Genomic DNA, 25,321 nt, shown 5'->3' with positions numbered 1-25,321 from the left:
CGTCCTGCGCTCGAAGGAGAAGCCATGAACGATGCCATCCTGCTCGCCGTCGACGGAGGATTGGCTCGGCTGACGCTGAACCGCCCCGCACGACTCAACGCCTTCAACGCCGACCTCGCGCACGCGTGGCGGGATGCCACGGCAGAGGCGACGTCGCGGTCCGACGTCAAGGTCATCCTGCTCGATGCGGCAGGCCCGGCGTTCTGCGCGGGCGGCGATGTCATCGAGATGGCGACGAGCATGGGGTCGGGTGCGGAGATCACCGCGCTCGCCGAGGTCATCAACTCCGGCATCCGCTCGCTCACCGAATCCGCCGTGCCGGTCGTCGCCGCCGCCCACGGGACCACGGCCGGGGGAGGACTCGGGATCCTCCTGAGCACGGACTACGCCGTCGTCGGCTCCCGCTCGCGCCTCGGGAGCCTCTACGCCAACATCGGACTCACGCCGGATCTGTCGGTGTCCGCCCAGCTGGCTCGCGCGGTCGGCCAGCGCAGGGCTCTGCAGCTCGTGCTGCAGGATCGACTGCTCACCGCGGACGAGGCCGTCGAGTGGGGACTCGTCGCTGAGGCGGTCGAAGGTGAGGACTCCGCGCACGAGGCCGAGCAGGTGCGAGCGCGTGCCGAGGAGATCGCCCGATTCTGGCTCGCCGGAGCGGCCGAGGCCTACGGGCATGCCAAGAGGCTCGTGCGCTCGCAGCCGGAGCGCACCTTCGCCGAGCAGCTCTCCGAGGAGGCGCGGTCGATCGGGGCATCCATGGCCACGCCGGACGCGCAGGCCCGCATCACCGCCTTCGCCGCCGCATCCGCCCGCCGCGGCTGAGCCGTTCGTCGGCCCGCCGTCGATCTCCCCACCGATCGTGCGGGCGACGTGAGTCGCGCGCCGCCGCGTGCAAGGATGAACGCAACGCCGCTCAACGAGAGGAACGCGATGTCGCAGCCGGAGATCGTCCCGCAGCCCCCGCTGGCCGAGAAGAAGAACATGTCCCTGCTCATCCGAGGTGCGCTCTGGATCGCGATCGGCGCCCTCATCGCGGCGGCCCTCGTCTGCGTCGTGTGGGTGCTGATCGGAGATCAGGACGGTCTGATCGGCCGGGCCTTCCTCACCATCCTCCTGCTCGCGGCGTTCGCGGGGATCGCGATCCTCGAGGCCGGGCTCGCGCCGAACCGTCCGGACTGGCTCGCGCTGTCGAGCATGGTCACCTGGATCTTCGCGCTGCTCGTCGGTGCGGTGAAGATCTGGCTGCCCGAAGACGATCAGTACTTCGCGGGCGCTGAGCGCTTCTTCCAGCTGCTGCTCGTCGTCGGCATCCTGCAGCTCGCGCTGCTGCACGTGCGACTGTTCACCCCTGCCGCGCAGCGCCATGTCACGTCGTTCACCCGCATCATCTACATCGCGACCATCGTGTTCCTCGGAGCGCTCGCCGCGATGCTGATCTTCTTCCTGACCTTCCCGAACACGTTCGAGTACGGCGAGCTGTACTGGCGCATCGTCGTGGCGCTGACGATCCTCGCGGCCGTCGGCACCACGCTCATCCCGCTGCTGAACGCTCTCTTCGCTCCGCGCAAGCCGGCCCCTGCGGCTCAGGGCATCGCGGCCGCGCCGGCCTGGCCGACGTATGCGGACGGCGCGACACCGCTTCCCGCGCTCATCGACGGATCGCCGGACTGGAACGCCTACTACACCGGGCACCCCTCCGCGCAGCCCGCGCAGCAGAGCCTTCCCGCAGCGCCTGAGCAGTACCCGGGACAGCAGTATCCGACGCAGCACTACCCGAACCAGCAGCCTCCGGCCCCCCAGTTCCCGGTCGCGCAGTTCCCGCCCGCGCCGGCGCCCGAGCCGTACGCGCAGGCACCCGACGTGCCGCCCGTGCCACAGGCTCCTGAGGCGTATCCGCCCGCTCCGCCGCGCCCTCAGCAGTGACCGGCGGCCTGGCGCAGGAACTCGCCGACATCGCTTCGCAGATCGCACGTGAGGCCGGCGACCTCGCTCGCACACGGCGAGCCGAGGGCGTGCATCTCGCCGCGACGAAGTCCAGCCTCGCCGACATCGTGACCGATGCCGACCGGGAGGTCGAGGCGCTCATCCGTGAACTCCTCCAGACGGCGCGCCCCGATGACGGGTTCCTCGGCGAGGAGTCGGATGCCGCCGAGGGCGACACGGGCATCACCTGGGTCGTCGACCCGATCGACGGCACCGTCAACTACGCCTACGGCATCCCCTCATACGCCGTCAGCATCGCCGCGGTCGAAGGACCGGCCCGGCCGGGGGAGTGGGTGGCCCTGGCCGGGGCCGTCTTCGCCCCTGCGTCCGGCGAGCTCTTCACCGCGGCGCGAGGGCACGGTGCCTGGCTCGGCGATCAGCGGCTGTCCGTCACCACCGAAGCGCCCGCCGGGGCGCTCCTCGCGACGGGCTTCGGATACGACCCGGCGACACACGACGGTGATCTCGCCACCGTGCGCCGCGTGATGACCATCGCCAGAGACCTGCGTCGCGCCGGTGCCGCGTCGCTCGACCTCGCGTTCGTCGCCGCAGGTCGTCTTGACGGGTACTTCGAACGTGGCCTCAAGCCGTGGGATCACGCCGCCGGTGCGCTGCTGGTGAGCGAGGCCGGCGGACTTGTCTCCCTGGTCGACACCGCGTCTGCGAGACCCATGCTCATCGCCGGTGGAACCGAGGTCCACAACCGGGTCGCCGAAATTCTTCAGGATGAAACGTGACCGATTCATGGCATTCCCAGGTGGAGCAGGCTAGGGTTTATCCGATCGTTACTTTCATCGGCCCGAATCGATGAGGGTAGTAAGCGCCCCCGAGCTTGACGTTTAACCCGAGAGAATCTGCTTTGCCCTTCGAGAATCCCCAGGCTGCCTCTGCGCCCACGCGCCGCTCCAGCCGTCCCCGCACTGCGGCCTTCGAGGCCCCCGCGGCAGGAGCACCGGAAGCCGTCTCCGAAGCCGCACCCATCGTCTCCGACACCCCGACCTCGCGCCGGGCAGCGCGTCAGCGACTGAACACCGCTGAGGTCTTCATCGCCGCGACCGCTGTCGCCGCAGCCACTGCCTCCTCCGGTTCGGATGAGCTCGTTGCGGCAGAGCCTGTCGAAGCGGATGACGTCGTGGAACCGGCCGTCGAGTCCGTCGACGCCCCGATAGACCTGTCGTCTCTCGCGGACGACGTCGAGGCTGAGCCTGACGAGGCGGAGTCTGATGTCGCAGACGCCGAGTCCTCCGCCGACGCTTTCGAGACGGCGGCCCGCGCGTTCCGCTCGATCGCCGCGGCAGCCATGTCGGCTCCCGATTCCGAGCCGCAGGCCGAGCCTGCCCCGCAGGCACCGACCGAGCACGTCGCCACGCGGCGTCCGAAGGCCCGCAAGTTCCTCGCCGTCGGCGCGACGGTCGGCGTGATGAGCCTCGCCGGACTGCTCGCCGTCGGCATGACGCTTCCCGCAGAAGCGGTCGCCGCCGTGCAGGGCCCGCAGGCCGTGGGCACCTCGCTGGTCGCCGCATCCGCGTCCTCGAAGGCAGGCACCGCCGACGACGAGATCCAGGCGTTCGTCACCTCTTCCGATGTGAGGAACGAGTCGCTCGCTCGCTCTGACAGCTTCTCCACCGTCTCGCTGATCCAGGTGGCCTCCGAAGAGGGCATCAACTACTCCAACGAGGTCTTCACCAACGACGCCGAAGCTGCCATCCAGTGGCCCTTCAAGGTCGGCGTCGGGATGAGCTCGGGATACGGCATGCGCTGGGGCCGTCTGCACGAGGGCATCGACTTCGTGCCCGGCGAGGGCGCTCCGATCCAGGCGATCGCCGACGGTGTCGTCCGCATCGCGACCGAGCAGGGCGGCGCCTACGGCGTGACCGTCTACATCGATCACGTGATCGACGGCAAGGTCATCACGAGCCACTACTCGCACATGCAGTACGGCTCTCTGCAGGTCAAGGCCGGGCAGACCGTGAAGGTCGGCGACATCGTCGGCCACACAGGCAACACCGGTCGCTCCTACGGAGCGCACCTGCACTTCGAGCTCATCGTCAACGGCAGCACGATCGATCCGCTGCCGTGGCTCCGTGAGAACGCAGGTCGGTACTCGTACTGACCGCCTCGATTTCATGAGGACGCCACAGTGATGGTATTCTCGTGTGGTTGCCCCGCGAGGGGCAGCACGCCCCGATAGCTCAGTGGCAGAGCACTTCCATGGTAAGGAAGGGGTCGTCAGTTCAATCCTGACTCGGGGCTCACAGTGTTCGTAGCTGCGATGCGGATGCGGTGCGGCAGGGTAGCTCAGCTGGTCAGAGCGCACGACTCATAATCGTGAGGTCGCGGGTTCAAGCCCCGCTCCTGCTACAGATTCAAACCCCCGGTTTTCCGGGGGTTTTGTCGTATCCGGGCATCACGTCTTGCCGAGTTGCAATGGCGGTCGACCAGGGTGATCCCCGGCTGCCCATGTCAAGGGGGCTACGCGGTCTGACCCCGCGAGTGAGACTGATCGTCCCTTTCCGCAACAGACGATCGGAGCGATCATGTCAGACCCGCAGGCAGCACCCGACGAAAACGCCGAGATCGACGCGACGGGCGTCGACGCCGACTTCGTGACGAACGACCCCGATCCCGAGGTGGATCCTGCGACTCCCGGCGAGAGCCAGAAGGCGCCGGGCGACAACGCCGACCACCCCGACGAGCTCGAGGTCGGCGACCTTCCCTGACCCGCGCCGCACACGCAAAGGCCCGCTCTTCGTCCGAGGAGCGGGCCTTCGTGTCGAGTGTCAGCAACGGGCGGCGCGTGCCACTGCCGATGAACTGTAGAGAGATTCCCAGACGGATCTGTGACGATTCCCGTTCGGCATCCGTCTTAGTGGTGTCGCTGCACTGCGACCCGCCCCGCAGGGGAGGACAGATCGATGGAGGAGCACACGATGACGAACGTCTCGAACGCACAGCAGCCCGCAGTCCAGGACGCGCCCGCAGGCGTGGCCGTCGCCTCGACGGGGGAGACGATCATCGAAAACGGCGTCGTCGCGAAGATCGCCGGCATCGCGGCTCGCGAGGTTCCTGGTGTGTACGCCCTCGGCGGCGGAGCGGCGCGTGCGGTCGGCGCCATCCGCGATGCGCTCAACTCCACCGACCTCGCCCAGGGCATCAGCGTCGAGGTCGGCGAGACGCAGGTCGCGGTCGACGTGACGATCGTCGCCGAGTACCCGGCGTCGCTGCAGAAGGTCGCCGATGACGTTCGTGCGGCGATCTCCCTCGCCATGGCCGAGTATGTCGGCAAGCAGGCCGTCGAGGTCAACGTCACGATCAACGACGTGCACATCCCGACGGAGGACGACGTCGCAGCCGACCCAACCCCCGCCGCGGACGGCGCCGATTCGCGGGTTCTGTGACTCGGTCGGTCGTGAACACGTGAGTGCTTCAGGGGCTCGTGGCCCCGTCACCGGAGGATCGACGATCCCATCCGATGACGGGTTCGCTCCGAACGGCTCACAGGGCAGGGAAGAGGGGGACGCCGTATGGCTGGGGAAGGATTTCGCTCTGCTCTCGAGCAGGCCGACGACCGGATCGTCGCCGGTCGGGCGATGGACGGAGACGTCGCGGCATTCGCCGTGCTCGTCCGCAGGTACACCCCGATGATGCGCGCCTACACGCAGCGGATGCTGAACGCCTCGGCCGATGTCGACGACATCGTGCAGGAGACGTTCGTGACGGCGTGGCAGCGGTTCTCCGAGCTCGACGACCCTGGCAAGGTCAAGAGCTGGCTGATGAGGATCGTGAGCCGCAAGGCCGTCGACCGCATCCGTGCGCTTCGTCCGGTGCTCGATGTCGACGACATCGAGCAGGAGGCGCCGGCGCACAGCGCGCCGGCTCGTGTCGTGGAGGCGCGAGCGGGCATCGAGGCTCTCGGAGCGGCGCTGCAGGAACTCCCGGCCGCCCAGCGCGAGTGTTGGGTGCTGCGCGAGATGGGCGGCTACTCGTATGAGGAGATCGCCGAGGAGCTGGAGATCTCGGTGTCGACCGCTCGCGGCCTGCTGGCCAGAGCCAGGAAGTTCATGATCGTGCGGATGGAGGCCTGGCGATGACCGATGACCAGCAGACCCCTGACGTCCGCGAGCTCGGACTCGAGCCCGGCGACCTAGACGGACACACGCTCGAAGAGCTGAGCGACTACCTCGACGCAGGACGACGGCCGCTCGATCCCTCGATCGAGGGTTCACCCGGGTGCCAGCTCGCGCTCGATGCGCTCGACCGGCTGCGGGGGCTGGGCGGGCAGCTGATCGAAGCGGATGCAGCGGCGATGCCAGAGGTCGACGACAGCTGGGTGGATCGGATCCTCACCGGCATCGCACTGGATGCCAGGGCAGGCCGACGCATCCCGTTCGTCGAGGAGGAGCCGGCGGTCGACTTCGGAATCACCGAGGGTGCTGTGCGCGGGCTGATCCGGTCGGCGGAGAACGCCGTTCCCGGCATCCTCGTCGGGCGGTCCACCCTCGATGGCGATGTGACCGTGGTCGGTTCGCCGGTGCGGATCGCGATCGAGGTGAACGCCGTCTACGGAGAGTCGATCCCGAAGGCCGTCGAGATGCTCCGAAGCGAGGTCGCGCGGCGGCTGCAGCAGCACACCGACCTGACCGTGACCGGGATCGACGTGACGGTGCGCGACGTGCAGCGCATCGGCGACACGAGGGGAGAGCGGTCATGACCATGACAGCGCAGCCGGAGCTCGCCGGACGCATCCAGGCCGCCGTGGTGGCGACTCCAGGGGTCCGCAGCGTGTATCGCGCCGGCTCCCTCATCTCCAACCTCGTCGGCGAGAGCGCCGTCGCCGTCGGCATCAACCGCGACGACGAGCCCCTGGTGTCCGTCCGCATGGGCGATGCCGGCGTGCTCGTCGAAGCGTCGCTCGGCATCGAATACTCGGCGGGCGCGGCGAAGACGCTGCGCGCCGTGCGACGGGCGGTTGGAGAGGCCCTGGGGGCAGAAGGCCTCACCACCGCCGAGATCGTGCTCACGATCGCGTATGTCCATCCTCGGGAGGCATCGTCGGACTGAGAAGTCCGCGTGAGCACGCAGAGGCGCCGATCCTGGGTGAGGATCGGCGCCTCCTTGTCTGGCGACTGCAGCGATCAGGCGATCGCGCGCAGTCCCTCGACGAGCGGAGTCGTCGGGCGGCCGATGAGTCGCGAGAGCGTTCCGTCGGTGTCGGCGAGCGCCCCTGCGGCGATGCCGGCATCCAGAGCGACCACGAAGCCGGCGGTGCCCTCATCGAGTCCTGCGGCGCGGAGCCCGGCGAGCTGCTCGTCGGCGGTCAGCGGCTGGTACGCGACGTCGCGGCCCGAGATCTCGGCGATCGCGCCCGCGAGGTCGTCGTAGTTCCACGCCACGTCGCCACCCAGCTCGTACACCTGACCCAGGTGACCCTCGTCAAGAAGGACGACTGCGGCGGCCTCGGCGAAGTCCTTGCGGCTGGCCGAGGCGACGCGCCCGGCGCCTGCACCCGATGCGAGCACGCCCGTCTCGGCGGCGCGGGCGAGGTCGGCCGCGTAGTTCTCGGTGTACCAGTTGTTCCGCAGGATGACAGAGGGGACGCCGGATGCGGCGATCAGCTCTTCCGTCGCCTTGTGCTCCGGCGCGAGCACGAGGTCGCTCGTGGTGGCCTTCGGGGCGCTGGTGTAGACGAGCTTGGCGACGCCGGCATCCTTCGCCGCATCGATGACCGCCTTGTGCTGCGCGACGCGCTGGCCGACTTCGGAGCCCGAGACGAGGAGGACCGTGTCGACGCCCTCGAGGGCGCTGCGGACGGAGGCAGGGTCGGAGTAGTCCACGCGGGCCACGCGGACGCCGAGGCCTTCCGCCTTCGTGACGTCGCGCGCACCGGCGATGACCGACTGCGGGTCTGCGCCGCGCTCGAGGAGGCTTTCGATGACGAGGCGTCCGAGGTTGCCGGTCGCGCCGGTGACGAGGATGGTCATGGGGTGGTGTCCTTTCGTAGGTGACATGACCCACAACCGCCGGTGCCTCTTCGTACATTCCGGATCGTGGGTACCCACTTTGAAGTAAGGTACATACATGACGGTTAGTTATGCGCAGATCCGCGAAGCGACGCCACAGATCTTCGAGCCCGGATGCAGCACTCGGGTCGTCCTCGATCATGTGATGAGCAAATGGGGCGTGCTCGTGCTGTCCGCGCTCTCCGACGGCACCCGTCGCTGGGGCGAGCTGCGCCGGGAGGTCGGCGGCATCAGCGAGAAGATGCTCGCATCCACTCTGCGGACGCTCGCGGACGACGGGCTGGTGCATCGGGAATCGCTTCCGACGGTGCCGCCGCACGTCGAGTACAGCCTGACCCCGCTCGGCCGCGATCTGATGGAGCGGATGCTGCCGCTCGTCGAGTGGGTGGCCGACCACGCGGACGCCATGATCGACCGCGTTTAGTCCGACGGATTCCGTCGCGCAATCATCGAAGGACCCACGGAATCCGTCGGTCGAAGAAAAGGATTGACGCGATAACCGTAGTGCCCGTATCTTCTGAGCATGTCAGCTACGACGCCGATCCATCTCGAACGCCCTGACGGCAAGGGCCTCGCCGCGGGAACACTCGGTCTGTGGGGGTCGACCGTCATCGGCCTCGCCTCGACGGCCCCCGTCTACTCGCTCGTGGCGACGCTCGGCTATGTCGTGCTCGCCGTCGGCGCGCAGGCGCCGATCGCCTTCATCATCGCGTTCGTGCCGATGCTGCTGATCGCCTTCGCCTACCGCGAGCTCAACAACGCCGTCCCCGACTGCGGCACGACGTTCACCTGGGGCACGAAGGCCTTCGGTCCATGGGTGGGCTGGATGGGAGGCTGGGGCGTCGCGGTCGCCGGAATGGTCGTGCTCGCCAACCTCGCCCAGATCGCCTCGGTGTACTTCTGGTCGCTGATCGGGTTCGACCTCGAGAACAACGACTGGCGGATCGTGCTGGTCGCGGTGCTGTTCATCGCCGCGATGACCTGGGTCAGCTGGCGCGGCGTCGAGATCGGCGAACGCATCCAGAACGTCCTGCTCGGCATCCAGTACCTCGCGCTGGCGATCTTCGTCGTGGCAGCGCTCTGGCAGTTCTTCGCCGGAACCGCGCCGAACCCGACGCCGTTCGAGATGGAGTGGCTGAACCCGTTCGCGTTCACGAGCTGGCCCGGCTTCACCGAGTCGATCCTGCTCGCGCTCTTCATCTACTGGGGCTGGGACACCTGTCTCGCCCTCAACGAGGAGACCAAGGATCCCAAGAAGATCCCCGGACGCGCAGCGTTGCTGACGACGGTCATCCTGCTCGTCACCTATGTCGGCGTCACGATCGCCGCGATGATGTACGCCGGCCTCGGCGCGGAGGGCACCGGACTCGGCAACGAGGCCAACGCCGACGACTTCTTCCTGGCGATCAAGGACGGCCTGCTCGGCCCGTTCGGCTGGGTCCTCGTGGTCGCGGTCGTGCTCTCGGCCATCTCGTCCACGCAGACCACGATCCTCCCGACCGCCCGCGGCACCCTCGCGATGGGCGTCTACCGCGCTCTGCCGGCGAAATTCAAGGACGTGCACCCGACCTACAAGACCCCGTCGTTCTCGACCATCGTCATGGGCGTCGTGGCGATCGCCTATTACATCGGCATGACCCTGATCAGCGACGACATCCTGCAGGACTCGATCCTGTCGCTCGGTCTGGCGATCGCGTTCTACTACGCCATCACCGGATTCGCCTGCGCATGGTACTTCCGCAAGGACCTCACCCGCTCGGCCCGCGAGTTCTTCTTCAAGGGCCTGTTCCCGGTGCTCGGGGCGGCCATGCTGACGTGGGCCTTCGTGCAGTCGGCGATCGACATGTACGACGTCGACTACGGCTATACGGTGCTGCTCGGCATCGGCGGCACCTTCGTAATCGGCATCGGAGCGCTCGCGTTCGGACTCGTCCTGATGTTCGTCTGGTACCTGTTCCCGCGGTCCAAGAGGTTCTTCCGCGGCGAGAGCCTCAACCGCGACACCCAGGTGATGGTCCCCGACGAGCCGGGCCTCATCCGCTCGATCGACGGGGGCATCTGACGGCAGGTATCCCGTCAGACCCGGATCGCGCACCGCCACGGCCTAGGCTTTATCCGTGCGCATCCGTCTCGACATCGCCTACGACGGCACCCACTTCCGAGGGTGGGCCAAGCAGCCCACCCTGCGCACCGTGCAGGGGACCCTCGAGGCCGCCCTCGCCCGCATCGTCGGCTCGGACGTGCAGTTCGTGGTCGCCGGGCGCACGGATGCCGGAGTGCACGCCGAGGGTCAGGTCGCGCACGTCGACCTGGACGAGGGGCAGTGGTCGCGCATCGAGTCGCGCCAGGGCAGAGCGCCGCAGGATCCGGCCGCCTCGATCGCCCGTCGCATGCGCGGCGTGCTCGGCGCCTACCCCGATGCCACGGTGACACGCTCGTCCATCGCGCCGGAGGGTTTCGACGCACGCTTCTCGGCGGTATGGCGGCGCTACCGCTACCGTCTCGCCGATGCGACCTCCGGGTACGACCCTCTCCGACGCCACGACACCACCGCCTACCGTGCTCCGCTCGACGAGGTGGTGATGGATGCCGCGGCCCGCACCCTCATCGGGCTCCATGACTTCGCCGCGTACTGCAAGCCGCGCGAGGAAGCGACCACGATCCGGACCCTCCTCGACTACCGCTGGACACGCGATGCCGAGGGCGTCCTCGTCGCCGAGGTGAAGGCCGACGCGTTCTGCCACAGCATGGTGCGAGCGCTCGTGGGCGCGTGCGTCGCCGTCGGCGAAGGGCGGCTCGATGTCGACGATCTGGTCCTGCTGCGCGACGCGCTGACCCGCACGAGCGAGTTCAAGGTGCTCGCGGCGCGCGGTCTGACGCTCACCGAAGTGGGGTACCCCGCAGACGACCTGCTCGCGACGCGGGCCGGCCAGACTCGCGCCCGCCGGGACGGCACGAGCGCATGAGTGCGCGTTCGGCATCCTTCATCGAGGTCTTCACGCCCGCGTGGTCGTTCTGGCGCGCAGTGCTCGACACCGCTGTGGGCTTCATCGTCGGCATCCTCTACACGTTCCTCGGCATCGTGATCGTCGGGATCGTGGGGGAGGAGGCACTGTCCTCGCTCTACTGGCAGGTCGATCTCGACCCGCTCCTGCGCTCGAGCATGGGCGCGATCCTGCTCGTCGGCGCCGTACTCGCCGTGATCGTGCCATGCGTGCTGATCGTCGAGCGCTTCGCCGCGCTCCGTGCGGCGGAGGCGAGCGCACGGATGGATCCGGATGCGGTGCCGCAGCGCCCGCTGCGGACAGAGCTGACAGCCGCGCCGGCCACCTACCTCAAGACCACGGGCACCGTGCTGCTCTGGAGCGTCGGTGTGCTGGGCGCCATCTTCCTGCTCGCCGTCCTGTTCACGGAGGATCTGCGCGAGGACGCGGTGAGCTGGATCGCCCTCCTCGTCTTCGCCGCGCTGACCGCTGGTGCCGCGGCGCTGCAGGGGCTGGGGCGTCGGCTCGTCGCGCGGGACGCGGCGCGGATGGTGGCCCTCACCGGCGGGTGGAAGCCGCTCATCCGACGCGCGGAGGCCTCCGATTCCGAACGGCGCAGCGCGGCGTCACCCGCTGTCGTGCCCCGTTGGCTCACGGCCCCGAGCGCGCGCCTCCTGGGCAGGATCGCCTCGATCCTGATGGCGGCGACGTGGGTGTCGCTGGCCGCCTTCATGCTGTCGGTGTTCCTGCGTCAGCAGTGCCGCGGCTGCGACCCGGTCTACTGGGACCAGCCGATCGAGAACGGCATCGATGTCCTGAGCCTGTCGAGTGGGGCGGCGATCGCGGTCTGCGCTGCCCTGGGTGCGCTCGCCTGGCTCGGCGGGGTGGCCTTGCAATGCGCCCGCGAGGTCGCCCTGGCGCGATGGGTCTCGGACCGCACGCCGCGTCGCATCGACGTGAACCTGATCGATCCGCTCCTGTCGGAGAATCGGTCGATGGTCCGACTGCAGTTCGGACTCTCCGCGCTCGGCGCGTGCGGGGTCGTCCTGTCGATCGGAGCCCTGTGGGCGGACTGGACCACGCTCGACTCGGATGCCGTGCTGCTGGTCTCGACCGCGCTGATCCTGCTCGGGTTCGCGATCGGGTGGAGCGACGCGCCCCGTCGCCGGCGCGAGCGTCAGGCCATCCGCGACGCCCTGTCCCCCGGGGACGGTCAGCGAGGAGGGCGCGGAGGACGCCCCCGCTCGCGCACGCCGCGTCGGGCGCGGTCGGCGCCGCGGCCCTGACCCCTGACGTTCGCGGCACGGCGTTCACCGGCCGGACGGACGATTGCCACCGGAATCCAACGCGGACGCACTAGCGTGAGTCTCGATGAAGGTGATCTCGTACAACCTGCAGAAGCACCGCGCCGCGGGAGAGCTCGTGGCCCTCGCCTCGGCGCACGATCCTGACATCCTCTGCCTGCAGGAATGCGACGTCGCAGACCTCCCCGACCGGATCGGCGACCTCGCGCTCGCCGATGCCACGCAGGGGAACCGCCTGGGACTTGCGATGTTCTACCGCGAGAGCGCGTTCCACCTGCAGGGCATCCGGACGATCGAGCTGAAGAAGTCGCTGCACGACCGCATCGCGAAGCCGGCACACGAGCGGGTGCTCGGAGCTCGGCTGCGCGACATCGACGCAGGCAGGGAGTTCATCGCCGCGTCCTTCCATGCGGCACCGCTGACAGCGCTGAACTCGCTGCGGCGGCATCAGATCCGCGCCGCGCTCACCGAGCTCGCGACGCTCGGCGATCGCCTTCCGCAGCTGATGGTCGGGGACTACAACTACCCGGTGTTCAAGGAGAACCTCGGCAAGACCGTCCGCGAGCACGGCTATGCGCTGACGATGAGCGACGACCACACGTACACGCGCTATCGGGTCTTCCGCGGACACTACGACTTCGCGACGTCCGTCGGGTTCGAGATCGAGCGGGTCACGACCCTGCCGCAGGGCCTCAGCGACCATCGACCGATCCTGGTGACCGCGCGGTTCGACTGACGTGACGGCTCGATTGGGATTCCGGCGCTGGATGACGTAAGCTGTCTCTTTGGTACTCGACTGCCGAGTACTAACGAACGTGAGCCCTCCACTGGCGTGTTCATCCCTGTAGGGAAGAACCACCCCGGAGTGGGATTCACGAACTTCTCCGTTCGAACAAGAAAGCAGCACTATCGTGACGCGCACTTACACCCCGAAGGCCGGCGAGGTCCAGCGTGACTGGGTCGTCATCGACGCCACTGACGTCGTTCTCGGCCGCCTGGCTTCGCACGCCGCTACGCTCCTGCGTGGCAAGCACAAGCCCACCTTCGCCAACCACATCGACTCGGGTGACTTCGTCATCATCGTGAACGCCGACAAGGTCGCGCTCACCGGTCAGAAGCTCCAGAAGAAGCTGGCCTACCGCCACTCGGGTTACCCGGGCGGCCTGAAGTCGGTCACCTACGCCGAGCTCATGGAGAAGAACCCGGTCCGTGCTGTCGAGAAGGCCATCCGTGGCATGCTCCCCAAGAACAGCATCGGCCGTCAGCAGCTGTCGAAGCTCAAGGTCTACGTCGGTGGAGAGCACCCGCACGCCGCTCAGCAGCCGAAGACGTACACCCTCGACCAGGTCGCCCAGTAAGCGCCGTAAAGACTTAAGGACATACTCGTGGCTGACATCCAGGACACCACCGAAAACCCCCAGAACTTCTCGACCTCGACCCCCGAGACCGACGCAGTGGAGGCGGCTCCCCGCCCCGTGCTCAGCGTCCCGGGTGCCGCTGTCGGCCGTCGCAAGCAGGCCATCGCCCGCGTGCGTCTCGTCCCCGGCTCGGGAACGATCACGGTCAACGGCCGCACGCTCGAGGACTACTTCCCGAACAAGCTGCACCAGCAGCTGATCAACGACCCGTTCACCATCCTCAACCTCGCCGGCGGCTACGACGTCATCGCGCGCATCTCCGGTGGTGGCCCCTCGGGCCAGGCCGGTGCGCTGCGTCTCGGTATCGCTCGGTCGCTCAACGGCATCGACGAGGAGAACAACCGTCCGACCCTGAAGAAGGCCGGCTTCCTCTCGCGCGACGCGCGCGTCAAGGAGCGCAAGAAGGCTGGACTCAAGAAGGCCCGCAAGGCGCCTCAGTACTCGAAGCGTTAAGGTCAACCGCTCCGATGCCGATCTTTGGCACGGACGGTGTGCGAGGACTCGCCAATGGCATCCTCACCGCCGACCTGGCGCTCACCCTGGCCCAGGCGACTGCTGTCGTCCTGGGCCAGGGCCGTACTGCGGAGGCACGCAAAGCCGAAGGCAAGCGCCTCACCGCAGTCGTGGCCCGGGACCCTCGGGTCTCCGGTCACTTCCTCACCGCGGCCGTCTCAGCGGGTCTCGCCTCCTCCGGAGTCGACGTGCTCGAGGCAGGGGTCATCCCGACGCCCGCGCTCGCATTCCTCGTCGGCGACCGTGATGCCGACTTCGGTGTGATGATCTCGGCGTCGCACAACGCGGCACCGGACAACGGCATCAAGATCTTCGCCCGCGGCGGCGTCAAGCTCCCCGATGTCGTCGAGCAGCGAATCGAAGAGGCGATGGCCGGCGACAAGCTGCGCCCCACCGGTGCGGGCGTCGGTCGTATCGACCGGTTCTCCGACGCCGAGGACCGCTACGTCGTGCATCTGCTCGGCTCGCTGCCGAACCGTCTGGCCGGCATCAAGGTCGTCCTCGACTGCGCGCATGGTGCGGCATCCGGAGTCTCGCCCGAGACGTTCCGCGACGCCGGAGCCGACGTCACGGTGATCGGCGCCGACCCCGACGGCTGGAACATCAACGACGGCGTCGGATCGACGCACCTCGACCAGCTCGCCGAGGCCGTCGTGCGACTCGGAGCGGACATCGGAATCGCCCACGACGGCGACGCCGACCGCTGCCTGGCCGTCGACGCGCAGGGCAAGGTCATCGACGGCGACCAGATCATGGCGATCCTCGCGGTGTCGATGAAGGAACGCGGTCACCTGACCGACGACACCCTCGTCGCCACCGTGATGAGCAACCTCGGACTCCACGTGGCGATGCGCGAGCACGGCATCACCGTGCGTCAGACCGCTGTCGGCGACCGCTATGTCCTCGAAGACATGAACAGGGGCGGCTATGCCCTGGGCGGCGAGCAGTCCGGTCACGTGATCATGAGCGAGTACGCCACCACCGGCGACGGGCTCCTCACGGGTCTCCACCTGGTCGCCGAGATGGCTCGCCAGAACAAGACGATCGCCGAGCTCGCGAGCGTCATGACCGTGTACCCGCAGGTGCTCGTCAACGTCCGTGACGTCGACAAGGACGCGGTCGACGCGGATCCCGACGTCCAGGCCGCCGTCCGCGAGGTCGAGACCGAGCTGGGCGAGACCGGCCGTGTGCTGCTGCGCAAGTCCGGCACCGAGCCCCTCGTGCGCGTCATGGTCGAGGCGGCGGACGCCGACTCGGCTCGTGCGTACGCCGATCGTCTGGTCGACGTGGTGCGGGAGCGCCTCTCGCTCTGAACCGTCGAGCGCGCCGCGGGACCGACTGCTGTCAGTTCCGCGGCGCGCTCCAGTTCAGCTGCTCGATGTAGCGGAGCAGCACGCCTTCGCGCAGAGCCCACGGCGACACCTCGAGCTCATCGACGTCGAGCGCGGTCATGGCCGTGTGCAGCGACACGGCAGCGGCGACGATCTGGAACGTGCGGTCGGCGGTGATACCGGGCAGCTCCTGACGGGCAGAGGCGGGCAGGCGTGCGAGACGCGGGATCCACGACCCGAGCGATGCTCGCGGCAGGACCATCCGCTGAATGCCGGACCACCCCGGCACGGGATAGCCGGCGAGCCGCGCCAACGAACGGATCGCCTTCGAGGAGCCGACCACGTGGTCGGGCCGCGGCAGCGCGGTGAACCGGGGCAGTATCTCCGAGAGCGTCGACGAGGCGTGTGCGCGCAGGCGCTCCACGTCATCCTCGCCCGGAGGGTCGTGCGGCAGGAACTGCACCGTCATTCGGCCGGCGCCGAGCGGGACGGATGCCGCGGCGTCCGGCAGCTCATCGCCTCCCGCCGCGACCTCGAGCGAGCCTCCGCCGATGTCGAGCAGGAGCAGCTGACCGGCCGACCAGCCGAACCACCGTCGCACGGCGAGGAAGGTCAGCTCCGCCTCCGTCTCGCCGTCGAGCACCTGGAGCGGCTGCCCGAGCGCAGTCTCGATGCGGGCGATCACGTCGGCGCCGTTGCGGGCGTCGCGCACGGCGCTCGTCGCGGTGGCCAGCAGCTCGTCGACCTTCTCGGCCTCCGCGACCCTGCGCGCCTGCACGACCGCCGATTCGAGCGCACGCACGCCCTCCTCCGAGATCGCGCCGTCGTCCGTCAGGTACCGCATCAGCCGCAGCACGGTGCGGTCGCTCGTCGTCGCCAGCGGCCGCCCGCCGGGGCGGACGTCGGCAGCAAGCATATGGACGGTGTTCGAACCGATGTCGAGGACTCCCAGGCGCACGGATAGAGACTACGCGCGCGCCGTTACGATGTACTCGTGACCACCGCCGACCCCACGCTGCCGCTGTCTCCGTATCGCGAGATCGGCCGCGATGAATGGGCACGGCTCGCGGCGGGACTCGACCAGCCGCTCACCGAGACCGAGGTCGTGGAGCTGCGCGGCATCGGCGACAGGCTCGACCTCACCGAGGTTCGCGAGGTCTATCTGCCGCTGAGTCGACTGCTCAGCCTGTATGCCACCGCGACCAAGCGGCTGGGGGCGGCGACGAGCTCCTTCCTCCAGGAGGATGACACGACCACGCCGTTCGTGGTGGGAGTCGCCGGCTCTGTGGCGGTCGGGAAGTCGACCATCGCCCGCCTGCTGCGTGAGCTGATGAGCCGGTGGCCAGGGACGCCGCGCGTCGAGCTGGTGACGACCGACGGGTTCCTGTATCCGAACGCGGAGCTCGAGCGTCGGGGTCTGATGGACCGCAAGGGCTTCCCCGAGTCCTACGATCGTCGGTCCCTGATCGAGTTCCTCACCGAGGTCAAGAGCGGGGCCGCGGAGGTGCGGGCGCCGTTCTATTCGCACATGCGATACGACATCGTCCCGGACGCACATGTGGTGGTGCGGCGGCCTGACGTCGTCATCGTCGAAGGCCTCAACGTCCTGCAGCCGCCGCCCGCACCCAACGATGTCGCGGTGAGCGACCTCTTCGACTTCTCGATCTTCGTCGACGCCGACACCGCCCACATCGAGAAGTGGTACGTCGACCGGTTCCTCGCGCTCCGTCAGGGAGCGTTCTCGAACCCCTCGTCGTACTTCAACGTCTTCGCCCACCTCACCGACGACGAGGCGATCACGACGGCGCTCGGGTACTGGAACGAGATCAACATGCCGAACCTCGTCGAGAACGTCATGCCGACCAGGCATCGGGCCCGACTGGTGCTCAACAAGGGCATCGATCACAGCGTCGAGAGCGTGCTCCTGCGCAAGCTCTGACCGGGCGCGGAGGATTCGTTCGGAACCTTCGCAAAAAGCCAGGCTTACTCTTGACCACATGTGTGGAATCGTCGGATACGTGGGCCCGCGGCCCAGCCAGGACATCCTGCTCGCAGGCCTCGCCCGTCTCGAGTACCGCGGATACGACTCCGCGGGCGTCGCCGTGATCGACGGCGACGGCTCGCTGGGCATGCGCAAGAAGGCGGGCAAGCTCGCCATGCTGCGCGACTCGCTGAAGGACGCCGCCCTCGCTGAAGGCAACACCGGCATCGGGCACACCCGTTGGGCGACACACGGTGGACCCACGGACGAGAACGCGCATCCGCACCTTGCGGACGACGACAAGCTCGCACTGATCCACAACGGCATCATCGAGAACTTCTCCGCGCTTCGCGAGGAACTGCTCGCCGACGGCGTCAGCTTCCGCAGCGAGACCGACACCGAGGTCGCAGCGGCACTGCTCGGACGCGAGTACCGCACCAACGGCGGCGACCTGCAGGGGGCGTTCCGCGCGGTCGTGAACCGCCTCGAAGGAGCCTTCACGCTGCTCGCCATGCACCAGGACCACCCCGGCCTGGTCGTCGGAGCCCGTCGTAACTCCCCGCTCGTGATCGGCCTCGGCGAGGGAGAGAACTTCCTCGGCTCCGACGTCGCCGCATTCATCGAGCACACCCGCAAGGCACTGGCCATCGGTCAGGACCAGATCGTGTCGATCACGCCCGAGTCGGTCACCGTCACCGACTTCGCCGGCACGCCCGTCGAGGCGGAGCCGTTCGACGTGTCGTGGGATGCCGCCGCCGCCGAGAAGGGCGGATGGTCCAGCTTCATGGCCAAGGAGGTCGCCGAGCAGCCCGAAGCGGTCGCGAACACGATCCGCGGCCGCATCCAGGGCGACCAGGTCGTCATCCCTGAGCTCGACGGCATGGACGAGCTCTTCCTCGGCATCAACCGCATCATCATCACCGCCTGCGGCACCGCCGCGTACTCGGCGCTCGTCGGCAAGTACGCCATCGAGCAGTGGGCGCGGATCCCCGTCGACGTCGAGCTCGCGCACGAGTTCCGCTACCGCGACCCGGTGATCGGCGACGACACGCTGGTCGTCTCGATCAGCCAGTCCGGCGAGACCATGGACACCCTGATGGCGGTCAAGTACGCGAGCGAGCGCGGCGCGCGCACGCTCTCGATCTGCAACACCCAGGGTGCGACGATCCCGCGCGAATCGGATGCCGTCGTCTACACGCACGCAGGTCCCGAGGTCGCGGTCGCCTCGACCAAGGCCTTCTCCGCGCAGATCACCGCGCTGCTCCTCCTCGGCCTGCACATGGGCCGCGTGCGCGGCACGGTGCAGGATGCGTCCGTCGACGTCGCCGAGCTCGGCGCGCTGCCCGAGAAGATCGCCAAGGTCCTCGAGAGCGAGCAGGAGCACGTCACCCAGCTCGCCGGCTGGATGGCCGACACCCGCTCGGTGCTGTTCCTGGGTCGCCACGTCGGCTTCCCGATCGCACTCGAAGGCGCTCTCAAGCTCAAGGAGATCTCCTACATCCACGCCGAGGGCTTCGCCGCAGGCGAGCTGAAGCACGGTCCGATCGCACTGATCGAGCCGGGTCAGCCCGTCTTCGTGCTGGTGCCCTCGCCCCGCCACTCGGCGCTGGTGCACTCCAAGGTCGTCTCGAACATCCAGGAGATCCGCGCTCGCGGCGCTCGGGTGATCGTCGTGGCCGAAGAGGGCGACGCGGCCGTGCTGCCGTTCGCCGACGAGGTCATCCGCATCCCGCTCGCCGGCGCGATGTTCGAGCCGCTGCTCGCGGTCGTCCCGCTGCAGATCTTCGCGATGGCGCTCGCCACGGCCAAGGGCCTGGATGTCGACCAGCCGCGCAACCTGGCGAAGTCGGTCACGGTCGAGTAAGTCTCTCGCCCGCAGGGTTGCACCTGCAGGTCAGAATCACGGATGCAGGCCAGGATCGACGATCCGGGCATGCATCCGTTTTCTGAGCATGCATCTGCGACGGGATCATCGCCGGGCCCGAGCGACAGCCGAGATGACGGCTCGGGCGACGGCATCCCAGTCGTGCATGATCATGGCGTAGTCGAAGCGAAGGGTCTCGAATCCGAGACGGGATGCCGCGGCATCCCTCATCAGGTCCTTGTGCCGCATGTCGGGACCGTCGTGGTTCAGGCGACCGTCCACTTCGATGATCACGCGCCGCTCGACGACGAAGTCCACGCGCCCCACACCGTCGATGATGACCTGGCAGTCCAGGCGGATGCCGAGCAGGTGAAGCCGCAGTCGGAGGATCGATTCGAGTCCGCTCTCGGCATCCGGGCGTGCGAGGTCCAGGAGCCAGTGCGCGGACTTCGGGAGTTCGCGCCTGATCCTCCGGCGATCCTGCGCGGACAGCAGATGCTTGTTCCACGCGGACTCGTATGCCGCGAAGAACGCCTCCTCATCGAGGCATCTATAGGCGTGGAGGAGGGCCGCCGCGACCGGAGCCGGCCCGAGGCCTGCGGTGCCGGGAGAGTGATGGGGGATGCACTCGCACGGGCTGTGCGGATGCCGTCGGCCGGAGCCGCCCATCCACACATGCACGATCTCATCGACGCGCGGAAGCACCCAGACTCCGTGCGCGCGGAGGGCATCCGCGCAGGTGAGCGCCCCGCCATGGGCGGCCGCGGCGATGACCTTCGAGTCCGTCGTCGGCAGGGCATAGACCCCCGGCCGGACGCGGCGTAGGGTCCCCGCGCGCGCCGCTGTGGCGAGACGCGTCCGGGTGGATCCGTACTGCTGCAGCGTTCGACCGTGCGCGATCCCGCCGAGCATACGGAGGAGGTCTGCGGGGTCGATCATCCTTCGATCATCCGACGTCGTCGGCGTCGCCCGACGACCAGAACCCGCACTCTGTGCAGAACCGCCGGTGCCCTGGAGCTGTGCAGGGTACGTGCTCCGCACGGATGCATGCCCGTACGACGGATGCAGGCCGAGATCGGGGAATCGAGCATGCAGGTGTTCTCTGAGCATGCATTCGGCATGGCGTTGAGGGGGGAGCGGGACCCTGAATGGCGTCGAGGGGGGGGAGGGGGACCGGGAATGGACGGAACCGTCGGGGACGGGGTGCCAGCGGTCGGGCCCGGATGCCGCGACTAGGCTGAACAGGTGATCATCGGGACCGGCATCGACCTCGTGGACATCCCGCGTTTCGAGCGCACCCTCGAACGCACGCCACGACTCCTGGAGCGGCTCTTCGCGCCGAGCGAGCGCGCGCTGCGGCTGCCCTCGCTGGCCGCGCGGTATGCCGCGAAGGAGGCGCTGATCAAGACTCTCGGCGGGTCGGACGGCGTGCACTGGATCGAGATCGAGATCGCCTCCGAAGCCTCGGGGCGCCCGCACTTCGTGCTCTCCGGATCCACCGCGCAGGCCGTGGAGGAGCGCGGGATCACCCGACTGCACCTGACCCTCACCCACGACGCTGGACTCGCCGCCGCATTCGTCGTCGCCGAAGGAGAGCCGCTGTGACCGTTCCGTTCCGCGAGGCGCGCATCGACCTGGATGCCATCACCGACAACGTCCGCCACTTCCGTCGTCTGACCGGCGTGCAGGTCATCGCCGTCGTCAAGGCGAACGCGTACGGTCACGGCGCGGCCGCGGCCGCCGTCGCCGCACTCGCAGGCGGCGCCACGCGCCTGGGGGTGGCCGAGATCCCGGAGGCCCTGGACCTGCGCCGCCAGGGCATCACTGCGCCGATCGTCGCCTGGCTGCACGCGCCGGGTGAGAGGTTCGAACAGGCCGCAGCCCACGACATCGAGGTGGGCATCTCGTCGTTCGATCAGCTCGAGGCGGCGGGTGCCGTCGCATCCGTGGACCGGCCGGTCGGAGTCCACCTCAAGTTCGAGACCGGCCTGTCGCGCAACGGCATCGCCCCGGCCGACTGGCGCCGCGTGCTCGCGGAGGCGGCGCGACTCGAGCGCATCGGCCGGCTGCGCATCATCGGGCTCTTCAGCCACCTCTCCAACACCTCCCCGCAGGATGACCGGGAGGCCCTCGCGAAGTTCGAGGAGGGCGTCGCTGCCGCGGCATCCTTCGGCATCCACCCCGAGATCCGGCACATCGCGGCGACGGCGGCTGCGATCGATCTGCCCGAGATGCGCCTGGATGCGGTGCGGATCGGCGTCGGCATCTATGGCCTGTCCCCGTTCGACGACCGGTCGTCCGCCGAGCTCGGACTCCGCCCCGCGATGACCCTCCGCGGCGCCATCGCGGCGGTGCGGCGGGTGCCGGCGGGCGCCGGTGTCTCGTATGGCTACGACCATCGCACCACTCACGACACCACCCTGGTGCTGGTGCCGCTGGGGTACGCCGACGGCGTGCCCCGACAGGCCTCGGGTCACCTGCCGGTCTCCATCGGAGGACGCCGCTACACGAACGTGGGACGGATAGCCATGGACCAGTTCGTGGTCGACGTCGGCGATTCGCCGGTCTCGATCGGCGATGAGGTCGTGCTCTTCGGCGACCCGACGCTCGGTGCCCCGTCGGCGGCGGAGTGGGCGAACGCCGCATCGACCATCAACTACGAGATCGTCACGCGCATCGGCGCCCGAGTGCCGCGGAGGTCCGCGTGAGCGTGGACCCCGCCTTCCTCGGACGAGTCGAGATCGCGACGTCGGACGCGATGGAGCAGCTGGGTTTCCGCATCGGCGAGCAGCTCGAGGCGGGTGACCTCCTGATCCTCACCGGTCCCCTCGGTGCCGGCAAGACGACGTTCACGCGCGGCCTCGCGGAGGGCCTCGGAGTGCGGGGACCCGTGCAGAGCCCGACCTTCGTCATCGCCCGCACGCACCCGTCGCTGGTCGGACGCGCCTCGCTCGTGCATGTCGACGCCTACCGCCTGGGGTCGGAGGCGGAGCTCGACGACCTGGATCTCGACCTCGCCCGTTCGGTCGTCGTGATCGAGTGGGGCCGCGGCATGGCGGAGGAGCTCGCCGAATCCTGGTGGGACATCGAGCTGGAGCGACCTGTCGGCGGCGACGACGCGCTCGACCCCTCAGAACTCGACGCGGACGCCCCGCGCTACGTGACGATCACGCGCGGCGGACGCTCAGCGATCCCCGGCTGAACCACGACTACCCTGGAGAGGTGATCCTCGCCGTCGACACCTCCCTGGGCACTGCCGTCGCCCTCATCGACGTCGACGGCAGCCGCCGCTCCGAAGCATCGGCCGCAGATCCTCTCGGACACGCCGAGGTCATCGGCGAACTGCTCGCACGAGCCCTCGACGACGCAGGCACCGATCCGATCACGCACGTGGTCGCCGGGATGGGTCCGGGTCCCTTCACCGGGCTCCGCATCGGGATCGCCGCTGCTCGCGCGTTCGCACGAGGCCGCGGCATCCCGGTGGTTCCCGTGCCGAGTCACCACGCCGCAGCCCTGACCGCGATCGAACGCGACTCCCTGACCGGTCCGTTCGCGATCGTGACCGACGCCCGGCGGCGCGAGGTCGCCATCACGGTGTTCGACGGAGTGGATGCCGACGGCATCCCGCTCGTGCGCGATGACACCGTGCTGGTGCCGCGGGTCGAGGCGGACGAGCATCTCGCCGGAATCCGCCGTATCGACACGGAGACGCTCTCTGCCGTGGACCTCGCCAGGGTGGGCGCGCGGACGATCACCGCCGGACGCATCCTCGCCGGTGAGGAGCCGCTGTACCTCCGCCACCCGGACGTCACGGTGCCAGGGGCGCCGAAGAAGGTGGGGCGATGACACTGCGCGCGGCCACACCGGCTGATCTCGATGCGATCATGGCGATCGAACGCCGCTCCTTCCCGACCGATGCCTGGAGCTCCGAGGCGATGGCGCTCGAGCTCTCCAGCCCGCACGGTCGATACCTCGTCGACGAGCACGAGGGCGTGATCATCGGCTACGGCGGCGTCCGCGCCTTGCAGGGCAGCGGTGACGCCGACATCCAGACGATCGCGTTCGACGCCGAGCACCGCGGCGCCGGTCGGGGACGCGCACTGCTGCGTGCCCTGCTCGATGCCGCCGTGGAACGCGGAGCACGAGAGGTCTTCCTCGAGGTGCGCGCCGACAACCCGAGCGCCGAGGGACTCTACCGGTCTGAGGGCTTCGAGGAGATCGCCCGCCGTCCGAGGTACTACCAGCCGGATGACGTGGATGCGATCGTGATGCGCCTCGCGCTGCAGCATCCCCGAGCTGCCCACCGTGACGAGGCGGCGGCCGATGCCGTGAAGGAGACGAGCGCATGAGCGAGCCGCTGGTGCTGGGCATCGAGACCAGCTGCGATGAGACGGGCATCGGGATCGTCCGCGGACGCACTCTGCTGTCGAACACGATCGCGTCGAGCATGGACGAGCACGCCCGCTACGGCGGCGTCGTGCCGGAGGTCGCCGCCCGAGCGCATCTCGAAGCGCTGCAGCCGTCGATCGACGCCGCGCTCGTCGAGGCCGGGGTGCGACTCGAGGACCTGGATGCCGTGGCGGTGACGAGCGGCCCCGGGCTCGCCGGTGCGCTCATGGTCGGCGTCGGCGCGGCGAAGGGACTCGCGATCGCCCTCGACAAGCCGCTCTACGCGGTCAACCACCTGGTCGGCCACATCGCCGCCGACATCCTCACCCCCGGATCAGAGCCGCTGGAGTATCCGACCATCGCACTGCTCGTCTCGGGCGGGCATACCTCGCTTCTGCATGTCCGCGATCTGACGACGGACGTGGAGATGCTGGGCGAGACGATGGATGACGCGGCAGGGGAGGCGTTCGACAAGGTCGCCCGCCTGCTGTCGCTGCCCTACCCGGGCGGCCCCGAGATCGATCGAGCGGCGCTCGACGGCGACCCGACGGCGATCCGATTCCCGCGCGGCCTCTCCCGCGCATCCGACCTCGCGAAGCACCGTTACGACTTCTCCTTCTCGGGACTGAAGACGGCCGTCGCCCGCTGGGTGGAGCGCTGCGAGGCCGACGGTGTGCCGGTGCCAGTCGCCGATGTGGCGGCGAGCTTCCGTGAAGCGGTCGTCGACGTGCTGGTCACGAAGGCCCTCGCCGCCTGCGCCGACCTCGGCGTGCCGCGCCTGCTGCTCGGCGGCGGTGTGATCGCGAACCGCCGACTGCGCGAGGTGGCGCTCGCCCGTGCGGAGGCGGCAGGCGTGACCGTGCGCATTCCGCCGCTGTCGCTGTGCACCGACAACGGCGCCATGATCGCCGCGCTCGCCGCCGAGCTGATCTCGTCCGGTCGCGCTCCGTCGACCCTCGGCTTCGGTGCCGACTCCACGCTTCCGGTCACCGAGATCCAGGTCGACGAGCGCGTCGCGGTGCAGTGATGAGCGATATGTCCCGCACGTCAGGGTCGGCGGGTGCGGACCCCGCCGCTGAGGCCGCAGCCTCAGCCCCCCGTGCGAGCGTGGAGGGGCCGAGCGGCGAGGTCGAGCGACCCGTGGGATCGGCGCGTCTCCCCGGCGCTCGCCGTGAGGGCTATTCGAAGCTGCCGACCGGTCCGGTGAGCGTCGAGCCGATCGTCGTGACCGGTCCGGTGATCGACGCTCCCGAGCGGGACGACGACTGGGAGCCGTCGGCGGCGTCCGGTGTCGATGACACCCGGCTCGCGCCGTGGGCGCTGATGGCCGCGATCGTCGCGCTGGTCGCCTCGTTCTTCGTCGGGTGGGGCATCCCCGTCGCCGTGGTGGCGGTGATCGCCTCGATCATGTCACTGCGTCGTCCCGTGGAGAGCCGGGCCATCGCGCGCTGGGCGCTCGTGCTCGGGCTCTGCGCGACCGTGTACAGCCTCGGCTGGCTGGTCTGGGCGGGGATGCAGTTCGAGAGGATCGGATAGC

The 25,321-nt window shown here is 68.8% G+C and carries 29 protein-coding genes and 2 tRNA genes; 28 read left to right on the top strand and 3 right to left on the bottom strand.

What is annotated here, in order from left to right; genetic code table 11:
• Positions 1 to 24: 24 nt before the first annotated feature.
• From BLW44_RS14505 to BLW44_RS14455, 11 genes are all read left to right on the top strand, one after another.
• Positions 25 to 819 (top strand): enoyl-CoA hydratase/isomerase family protein, encoded by a 795-nt coding sequence (locus tag BLW44_RS14505; RefSeq protein ID WP_060927501.1) that lies wholly within the window; start codon positions 25 to 27, stop codon positions 817 to 819.
• A 75-nt stretch (positions 820 to 894) separates the two neighbouring features.
• Complete coding sequence (locus tag BLW44_RS14500) at positions 895 to 1,920, top strand: hypothetical protein (protein ID WP_139305291.1); 1,026 nt, start codon at positions 895 to 897, stop codon at positions 1,918 to 1,920.
• Positions 1,917 to 2,717 carry an inositol monophosphatase family protein gene (locus BLW44_RS14495; protein WP_245647440.1) on the top strand — a complete coding sequence of 267 codons (801 nt, stop codon included), beginning with the start codon at positions 1,917 to 1,919 and terminating at the stop codon, positions 2,715 to 2,717. The genes BLW44_RS14500 and BLW44_RS14495 overlap by 4 nt, the downstream gene beginning before the upstream one ends.
• Before the next feature lie 122 nt (positions 2,718 to 2,839).
• Positions 2,840 to 4,093 (top strand): M23 family metallopeptidase, encoded by a 1,254-nt coding sequence (locus tag BLW44_RS14490; protein WP_060927499.1) that lies wholly within the window; start codon positions 2,840 to 2,842, stop codon positions 4,091 to 4,093.
• Positions 4,094 to 4,161: 68 nt separating this feature from the next.
• A tRNA-Thr gene (locus BLW44_RS14485) sits at positions 4,162 to 4,233 on the top strand.
• Positions 4,234 to 4,267: 34 nt separating this feature from the next.
• A tRNA-Met gene (locus tag BLW44_RS14480) sits at positions 4,268 to 4,341 on the top strand.
• 176 nt (positions 4,342 to 4,517) lie between these two features.
• Positions 4,518 to 4,700, top strand: coding sequence for a hypothetical protein (locus BLW44_RS14475; protein WP_060927498.1), 183 nt, complete (start codon positions 4,518 to 4,520; stop codon positions 4,698 to 4,700).
• A gap of 210 nt (positions 4,701 to 4,910) precedes the next feature.
• Positions 4,911 to 5,378 (top strand): Asp23/Gls24 family envelope stress response protein, encoded by a 468-nt coding sequence (locus BLW44_RS14470; RefSeq protein WP_245647439.1) that lies wholly within the window; start codon positions 4,911 to 4,913, stop codon positions 5,376 to 5,378.
• A gap of 126 nt (positions 5,379 to 5,504) precedes the next feature.
• A complete protein-coding gene (locus BLW44_RS14465) occupies positions 5,505 to 6,071 on the top strand; it encodes an RNA polymerase sigma factor (RefSeq protein ID WP_060927497.1) in 567 nt (188 codons plus the stop codon).
• Positions 6,068 to 6,691: an Asp23/Gls24 family envelope stress response protein gene (locus BLW44_RS14460; RefSeq protein ID WP_060927496.1), complete on the top strand. Its 624-nt coding sequence runs from the start codon at positions 6,068 to 6,070 to the stop codon at positions 6,689 to 6,691. The genes BLW44_RS14465 and BLW44_RS14460 overlap by 4 nt, the downstream gene beginning before the upstream one ends.
• Complete coding sequence (locus BLW44_RS14455; protein ID WP_060927495.1) at positions 6,688 to 7,041, top strand: hypothetical protein; 354 nt, start codon at positions 6,688 to 6,690, stop codon at positions 7,039 to 7,041. The genes BLW44_RS14460 and BLW44_RS14455 overlap by 4 nt, the downstream gene beginning before the upstream one ends.
• A 74-nt stretch (positions 7,042 to 7,115) precedes the next feature.
• Here BLW44_RS14455 and BLW44_RS14450 read toward each other — a convergent pair whose 3' ends face one another.
• Entirely contained in the window at positions 7,116 to 7,961 is an 846-nt protein-coding gene (locus tag BLW44_RS14450; RefSeq protein ID WP_060927494.1) for an SDR family oxidoreductase, read from the bottom strand.
• A gap of 97 nt (positions 7,962 to 8,058) precedes the next feature.
• Here BLW44_RS14450 and BLW44_RS14445 point away from each other — a divergent pair, with 97 nt between their 5' ends.
• From BLW44_RS14445 to glmM, 8 genes are all read left to right on the top strand, one after another.
• Positions 8,059 to 8,424 (top strand): winged helix-turn-helix transcriptional regulator, encoded by a 366-nt coding sequence (locus BLW44_RS14445; RefSeq protein WP_060927493.1) that lies wholly within the window; start codon positions 8,059 to 8,061, stop codon positions 8,422 to 8,424.
• 99 nt (positions 8,425 to 8,523) lie between these two features.
• Complete coding sequence (locus BLW44_RS14440; protein ID WP_060927492.1) at positions 8,524 to 10,062, top strand: APC family permease; 1,539 nt, start codon at positions 8,524 to 8,526, stop codon at positions 10,060 to 10,062.
• 55 nt (positions 10,063 to 10,117) lie between these two features.
• Entirely contained in the window at positions 10,118 to 10,966 is an 849-nt protein-coding gene (truA, locus tag BLW44_RS14435) for a tRNA pseudouridine(38-40) synthase TruA (RefSeq protein ID WP_060927491.1), read from the top strand.
• Positions 10,963 to 12,270 (top strand): hypothetical protein, encoded by a 1,308-nt coding sequence (locus tag BLW44_RS14430; protein ID WP_060927490.1) that lies wholly within the window; start codon positions 10,963 to 10,965, stop codon positions 12,268 to 12,270. The genes truA and BLW44_RS14430 overlap by 4 nt, the downstream gene beginning before the upstream one ends.
• 85 nt (positions 12,271 to 12,355) lie before the next feature.
• Entirely contained in the window at positions 12,356 to 13,024 is a 669-nt protein-coding gene (locus BLW44_RS14425) for an endonuclease/exonuclease/phosphatase family protein (protein ID WP_060927489.1), read from the top strand.
• Between the two features lie 175 nt (positions 13,025 to 13,199).
• Complete coding sequence (gene rplM / locus BLW44_RS14420; RefSeq protein WP_045253410.1) at positions 13,200 to 13,646, top strand: 50S ribosomal protein L13; 447 nt, start codon at positions 13,200 to 13,202, stop codon at positions 13,644 to 13,646.
• Between the two features lie 27 nt (positions 13,647 to 13,673).
• Positions 13,674 to 14,159, top strand: a complete 486-nt coding sequence (gene rpsI / locus BLW44_RS14415; protein ID WP_042539158.1) for a 30S ribosomal protein S9 — start codon at positions 13,674 to 13,676, stop codon at positions 14,157 to 14,159.
• A gap of 14 nt (positions 14,160 to 14,173) precedes the next feature.
• The gene (glmM, locus tag BLW44_RS14410; RefSeq protein ID WP_060927488.1) at positions 14,174 to 15,532 is read left to right on the top strand and encodes a phosphoglucosamine mutase; all 1,359 of its coding nucleotides are present in this window, start codon (positions 14,174 to 14,176) and stop codon (positions 15,530 to 15,532) included.
• Positions 15,533 to 15,563: 31 nt separating this feature from the next.
• Here glmM and BLW44_RS14405 read toward each other — a convergent pair whose 3' ends face one another.
• Positions 15,564 to 16,508 carry a Ppx/GppA phosphatase family protein gene (locus tag BLW44_RS14405; RefSeq protein ID WP_060927487.1) on the bottom strand — a complete coding sequence of 315 codons (945 nt, stop codon included), beginning with the start codon at positions 16,506 to 16,508 and terminating at the stop codon, positions 15,564 to 15,566.
• A gap of 36 nt (positions 16,509 to 16,544) precedes the next feature.
• Between BLW44_RS14405 and coaA the strand changes: the two genes are divergently transcribed.
• Entirely contained in the window at positions 16,545 to 17,489 is a 945-nt protein-coding gene (gene coaA, locus BLW44_RS14400; RefSeq protein ID WP_060927486.1) for a type I pantothenate kinase, read from the top strand.
• A 58-nt stretch (positions 17,490 to 17,547) separates the two neighbouring features.
• Complete coding sequence (glmS, locus tag BLW44_RS14395) at positions 17,548 to 19,395, top strand: glutamine--fructose-6-phosphate transaminase (isomerizing) (protein ID WP_060927485.1); 1,848 nt, start codon at positions 17,548 to 17,550, stop codon at positions 19,393 to 19,395.
• Between the two features lie 105 nt (positions 19,396 to 19,500).
• Here glmS and BLW44_RS14390 read toward each other — a convergent pair whose 3' ends face one another.
• Positions 19,501 to 20,334 (bottom strand): DUF559 domain-containing protein, encoded by an 834-nt coding sequence (locus BLW44_RS14390; RefSeq protein ID WP_060927484.1) that lies wholly within the window; start codon positions 20,332 to 20,334, stop codon positions 19,501 to 19,503.
• 306 nt (positions 20,335 to 20,640) lie between these two features.
• Between BLW44_RS14390 and BLW44_RS14385 the strand changes: the two genes are divergently transcribed.
• Genes BLW44_RS14385 through BLW44_RS14355 form a run of 7 tightly spaced genes read left to right on the top strand, consistent with a single transcriptional unit; the run spans position 20,641 to position 25,320 of the window.
• Positions 20,641 to 21,000: a holo-ACP synthase gene (locus BLW44_RS14385; protein ID WP_060927483.1), complete on the top strand. Its 360-nt coding sequence runs from the start codon at positions 20,641 to 20,643 to the stop codon at positions 20,998 to 21,000.
• Positions 20,997 to 22,103, top strand: coding sequence for an alanine racemase (alr, locus tag BLW44_RS14380; RefSeq protein ID WP_060927482.1), 1,107 nt, complete (start codon positions 20,997 to 20,999; stop codon positions 22,101 to 22,103). Before BLW44_RS14385 ends, alr begins: the two co-directional genes overlap by 4 nt.
• Positions 22,100 to 22,597 (top strand): tRNA (adenosine(37)-N6)-threonylcarbamoyltransferase complex ATPase subunit type 1 TsaE, encoded by a 498-nt coding sequence (gene tsaE / locus BLW44_RS14375; RefSeq protein ID WP_245647438.1) that lies wholly within the window; start codon positions 22,100 to 22,102, stop codon positions 22,595 to 22,597. Before alr ends, tsaE begins: the two co-directional genes overlap by 4 nt.
• Positions 22,598 to 22,617: 20 nt before the next feature.
• Complete coding sequence (gene tsaB / locus BLW44_RS14370) at positions 22,618 to 23,241, top strand: tRNA (adenosine(37)-N6)-threonylcarbamoyltransferase complex dimerization subunit type 1 TsaB (RefSeq protein WP_060927481.1); 624 nt, start codon at positions 22,618 to 22,620, stop codon at positions 23,239 to 23,241.
• A complete protein-coding gene (gene rimI, locus BLW44_RS14365; protein WP_060927480.1) occupies positions 23,238 to 23,744 on the top strand; it encodes a ribosomal protein S18-alanine N-acetyltransferase in 507 nt (168 codons plus the stop codon). The genes tsaB and rimI overlap by 4 nt, the downstream gene beginning before the upstream one ends.
• On the top strand, positions 23,741 to 24,811 hold the full coding sequence (gene tsaD / locus BLW44_RS14360) for a tRNA (adenosine(37)-N6)-threonylcarbamoyltransferase complex transferase subunit TsaD (protein WP_060927479.1): 1,071 nt from the start codon (positions 23,741 to 23,743) through the stop codon (positions 24,809 to 24,811). Before rimI ends, tsaD begins: the two co-directional genes overlap by 4 nt.
• 8 nt (positions 24,812 to 24,819) lie before the next feature.
• Positions 24,820 to 25,320: a hypothetical protein gene (locus BLW44_RS14355; protein WP_139305290.1), complete on the top strand. Its 501-nt coding sequence runs from the start codon at positions 24,820 to 24,822 to the stop codon at positions 25,318 to 25,320.
• Position 25,321 lies beyond the last annotated feature (1 nt).

The sequence above is a fragment of the Microbacterium hydrocarbonoxydans genome (genome assembly GCF_900105205.1).
Taxonomy (GTDB): Bacteria; Actinomycetota; Actinomycetes; order Actinomycetales; family Microbacteriaceae; genus Microbacterium; species Microbacterium hydrocarbonoxydans.
The sequence above is the reverse complement of the archived record's forward strand: the minus strand, read 5'-3'. Positions and strand labels throughout refer to the sequence as shown.

Excerpts from the sequence above, each read along its gene's own strand:
- BLW44_RS14505 (WP_060927501.1), top strand. The coding sequence starts at position 25 with ATGAACGATGCCATCCTGCTCGCCGTCGACGGAGGATTGGCTCGGCTG.
- BLW44_RS14500 (WP_139305291.1), top strand. The coding sequence starts at position 895 with ATGAACGCAACGCCGCTCAACGAGAGGAACGCGATGTCGCAGCCGGAG.
- BLW44_RS14475 (WP_060927498.1), top strand. The coding sequence starts at position 4,518 with ATGTCAGACCCGCAGGCAGCACCCGACGAAAACGCCGAGATCGACGCG.
- BLW44_RS14470 (WP_245647439.1), top strand. The coding sequence starts at position 4,911 with ATGACGAACGTCTCGAACGCACAGCAGCCCGCAGTCCAGGACGCGCCC.
- BLW44_RS14465 (WP_060927497.1), top strand. The coding sequence starts at position 5,505 with ATGGCTGGGGAAGGATTTCGCTCTGCTCTCGAGCAGGCCGACGACCGG.
- BLW44_RS14460 (WP_060927496.1), top strand. The coding sequence starts at position 6,068 with ATGACCGATGACCAGCAGACCCCTGACGTCCGCGAGCTCGGACTCGAG.
- BLW44_RS14455 (WP_060927495.1), top strand. The coding sequence starts at position 6,688 with ATGACCATGACAGCGCAGCCGGAGCTCGCCGGACGCATCCAGGCCGCC.
- BLW44_RS14450 (WP_060927494.1), bottom strand. The coding sequence starts at position 7,961 with ATGACCATCCTCGTCACCGGCGCGACCGGCAACCTCGGACGCCTCGTC.
- BLW44_RS14445 (WP_060927493.1), top strand. The coding sequence starts at position 8,059 with ATGACGGTTAGTTATGCGCAGATCCGCGAAGCGACGCCACAGATCTTC.
- BLW44_RS14440 (WP_060927492.1), top strand. The coding sequence starts at position 8,524 with ATGTCAGCTACGACGCCGATCCATCTCGAACGCCCTGACGGCAAGGGC.
- BLW44_RS14430 (WP_060927490.1), top strand. The coding sequence starts at position 10,963 with ATGAGTGCGCGTTCGGCATCCTTCATCGAGGTCTTCACGCCCGCGTGG.
- BLW44_RS14425 (WP_060927489.1), top strand. The coding sequence starts at position 12,356 with ATGAAGGTGATCTCGTACAACCTGCAGAAGCACCGCGCCGCGGGAGAG.
- glmM (WP_060927488.1), top strand. The coding sequence starts at position 14,174 with ATGCCGATCTTTGGCACGGACGGTGTGCGAGGACTCGCCAATGGCATC.
- glmS (WP_060927485.1), top strand. The coding sequence starts at position 17,548 with ATGTGTGGAATCGTCGGATACGTGGGCCCGCGGCCCAGCCAGGACATC.
- BLW44_RS14390 (WP_060927484.1), bottom strand. The coding sequence starts at position 20,334 with ATGATCGACCCCGCAGACCTCCTCCGTATGCTCGGCGGGATCGCGCAC.
- rimI (WP_060927480.1), top strand. The coding sequence starts at position 23,238 with ATGACACTGCGCGCGGCCACACCGGCTGATCTCGATGCGATCATGGCG.
- tsaD (WP_060927479.1), top strand. The coding sequence starts at position 23,741 with ATGAGCGAGCCGCTGGTGCTGGGCATCGAGACCAGCTGCGATGAGACG.
- BLW44_RS14355 (WP_139305290.1), top strand. The coding sequence starts at position 24,820 with ATGTCCCGCACGTCAGGGTCGGCGGGTGCGGACCCCGCCGCTGAGGCC.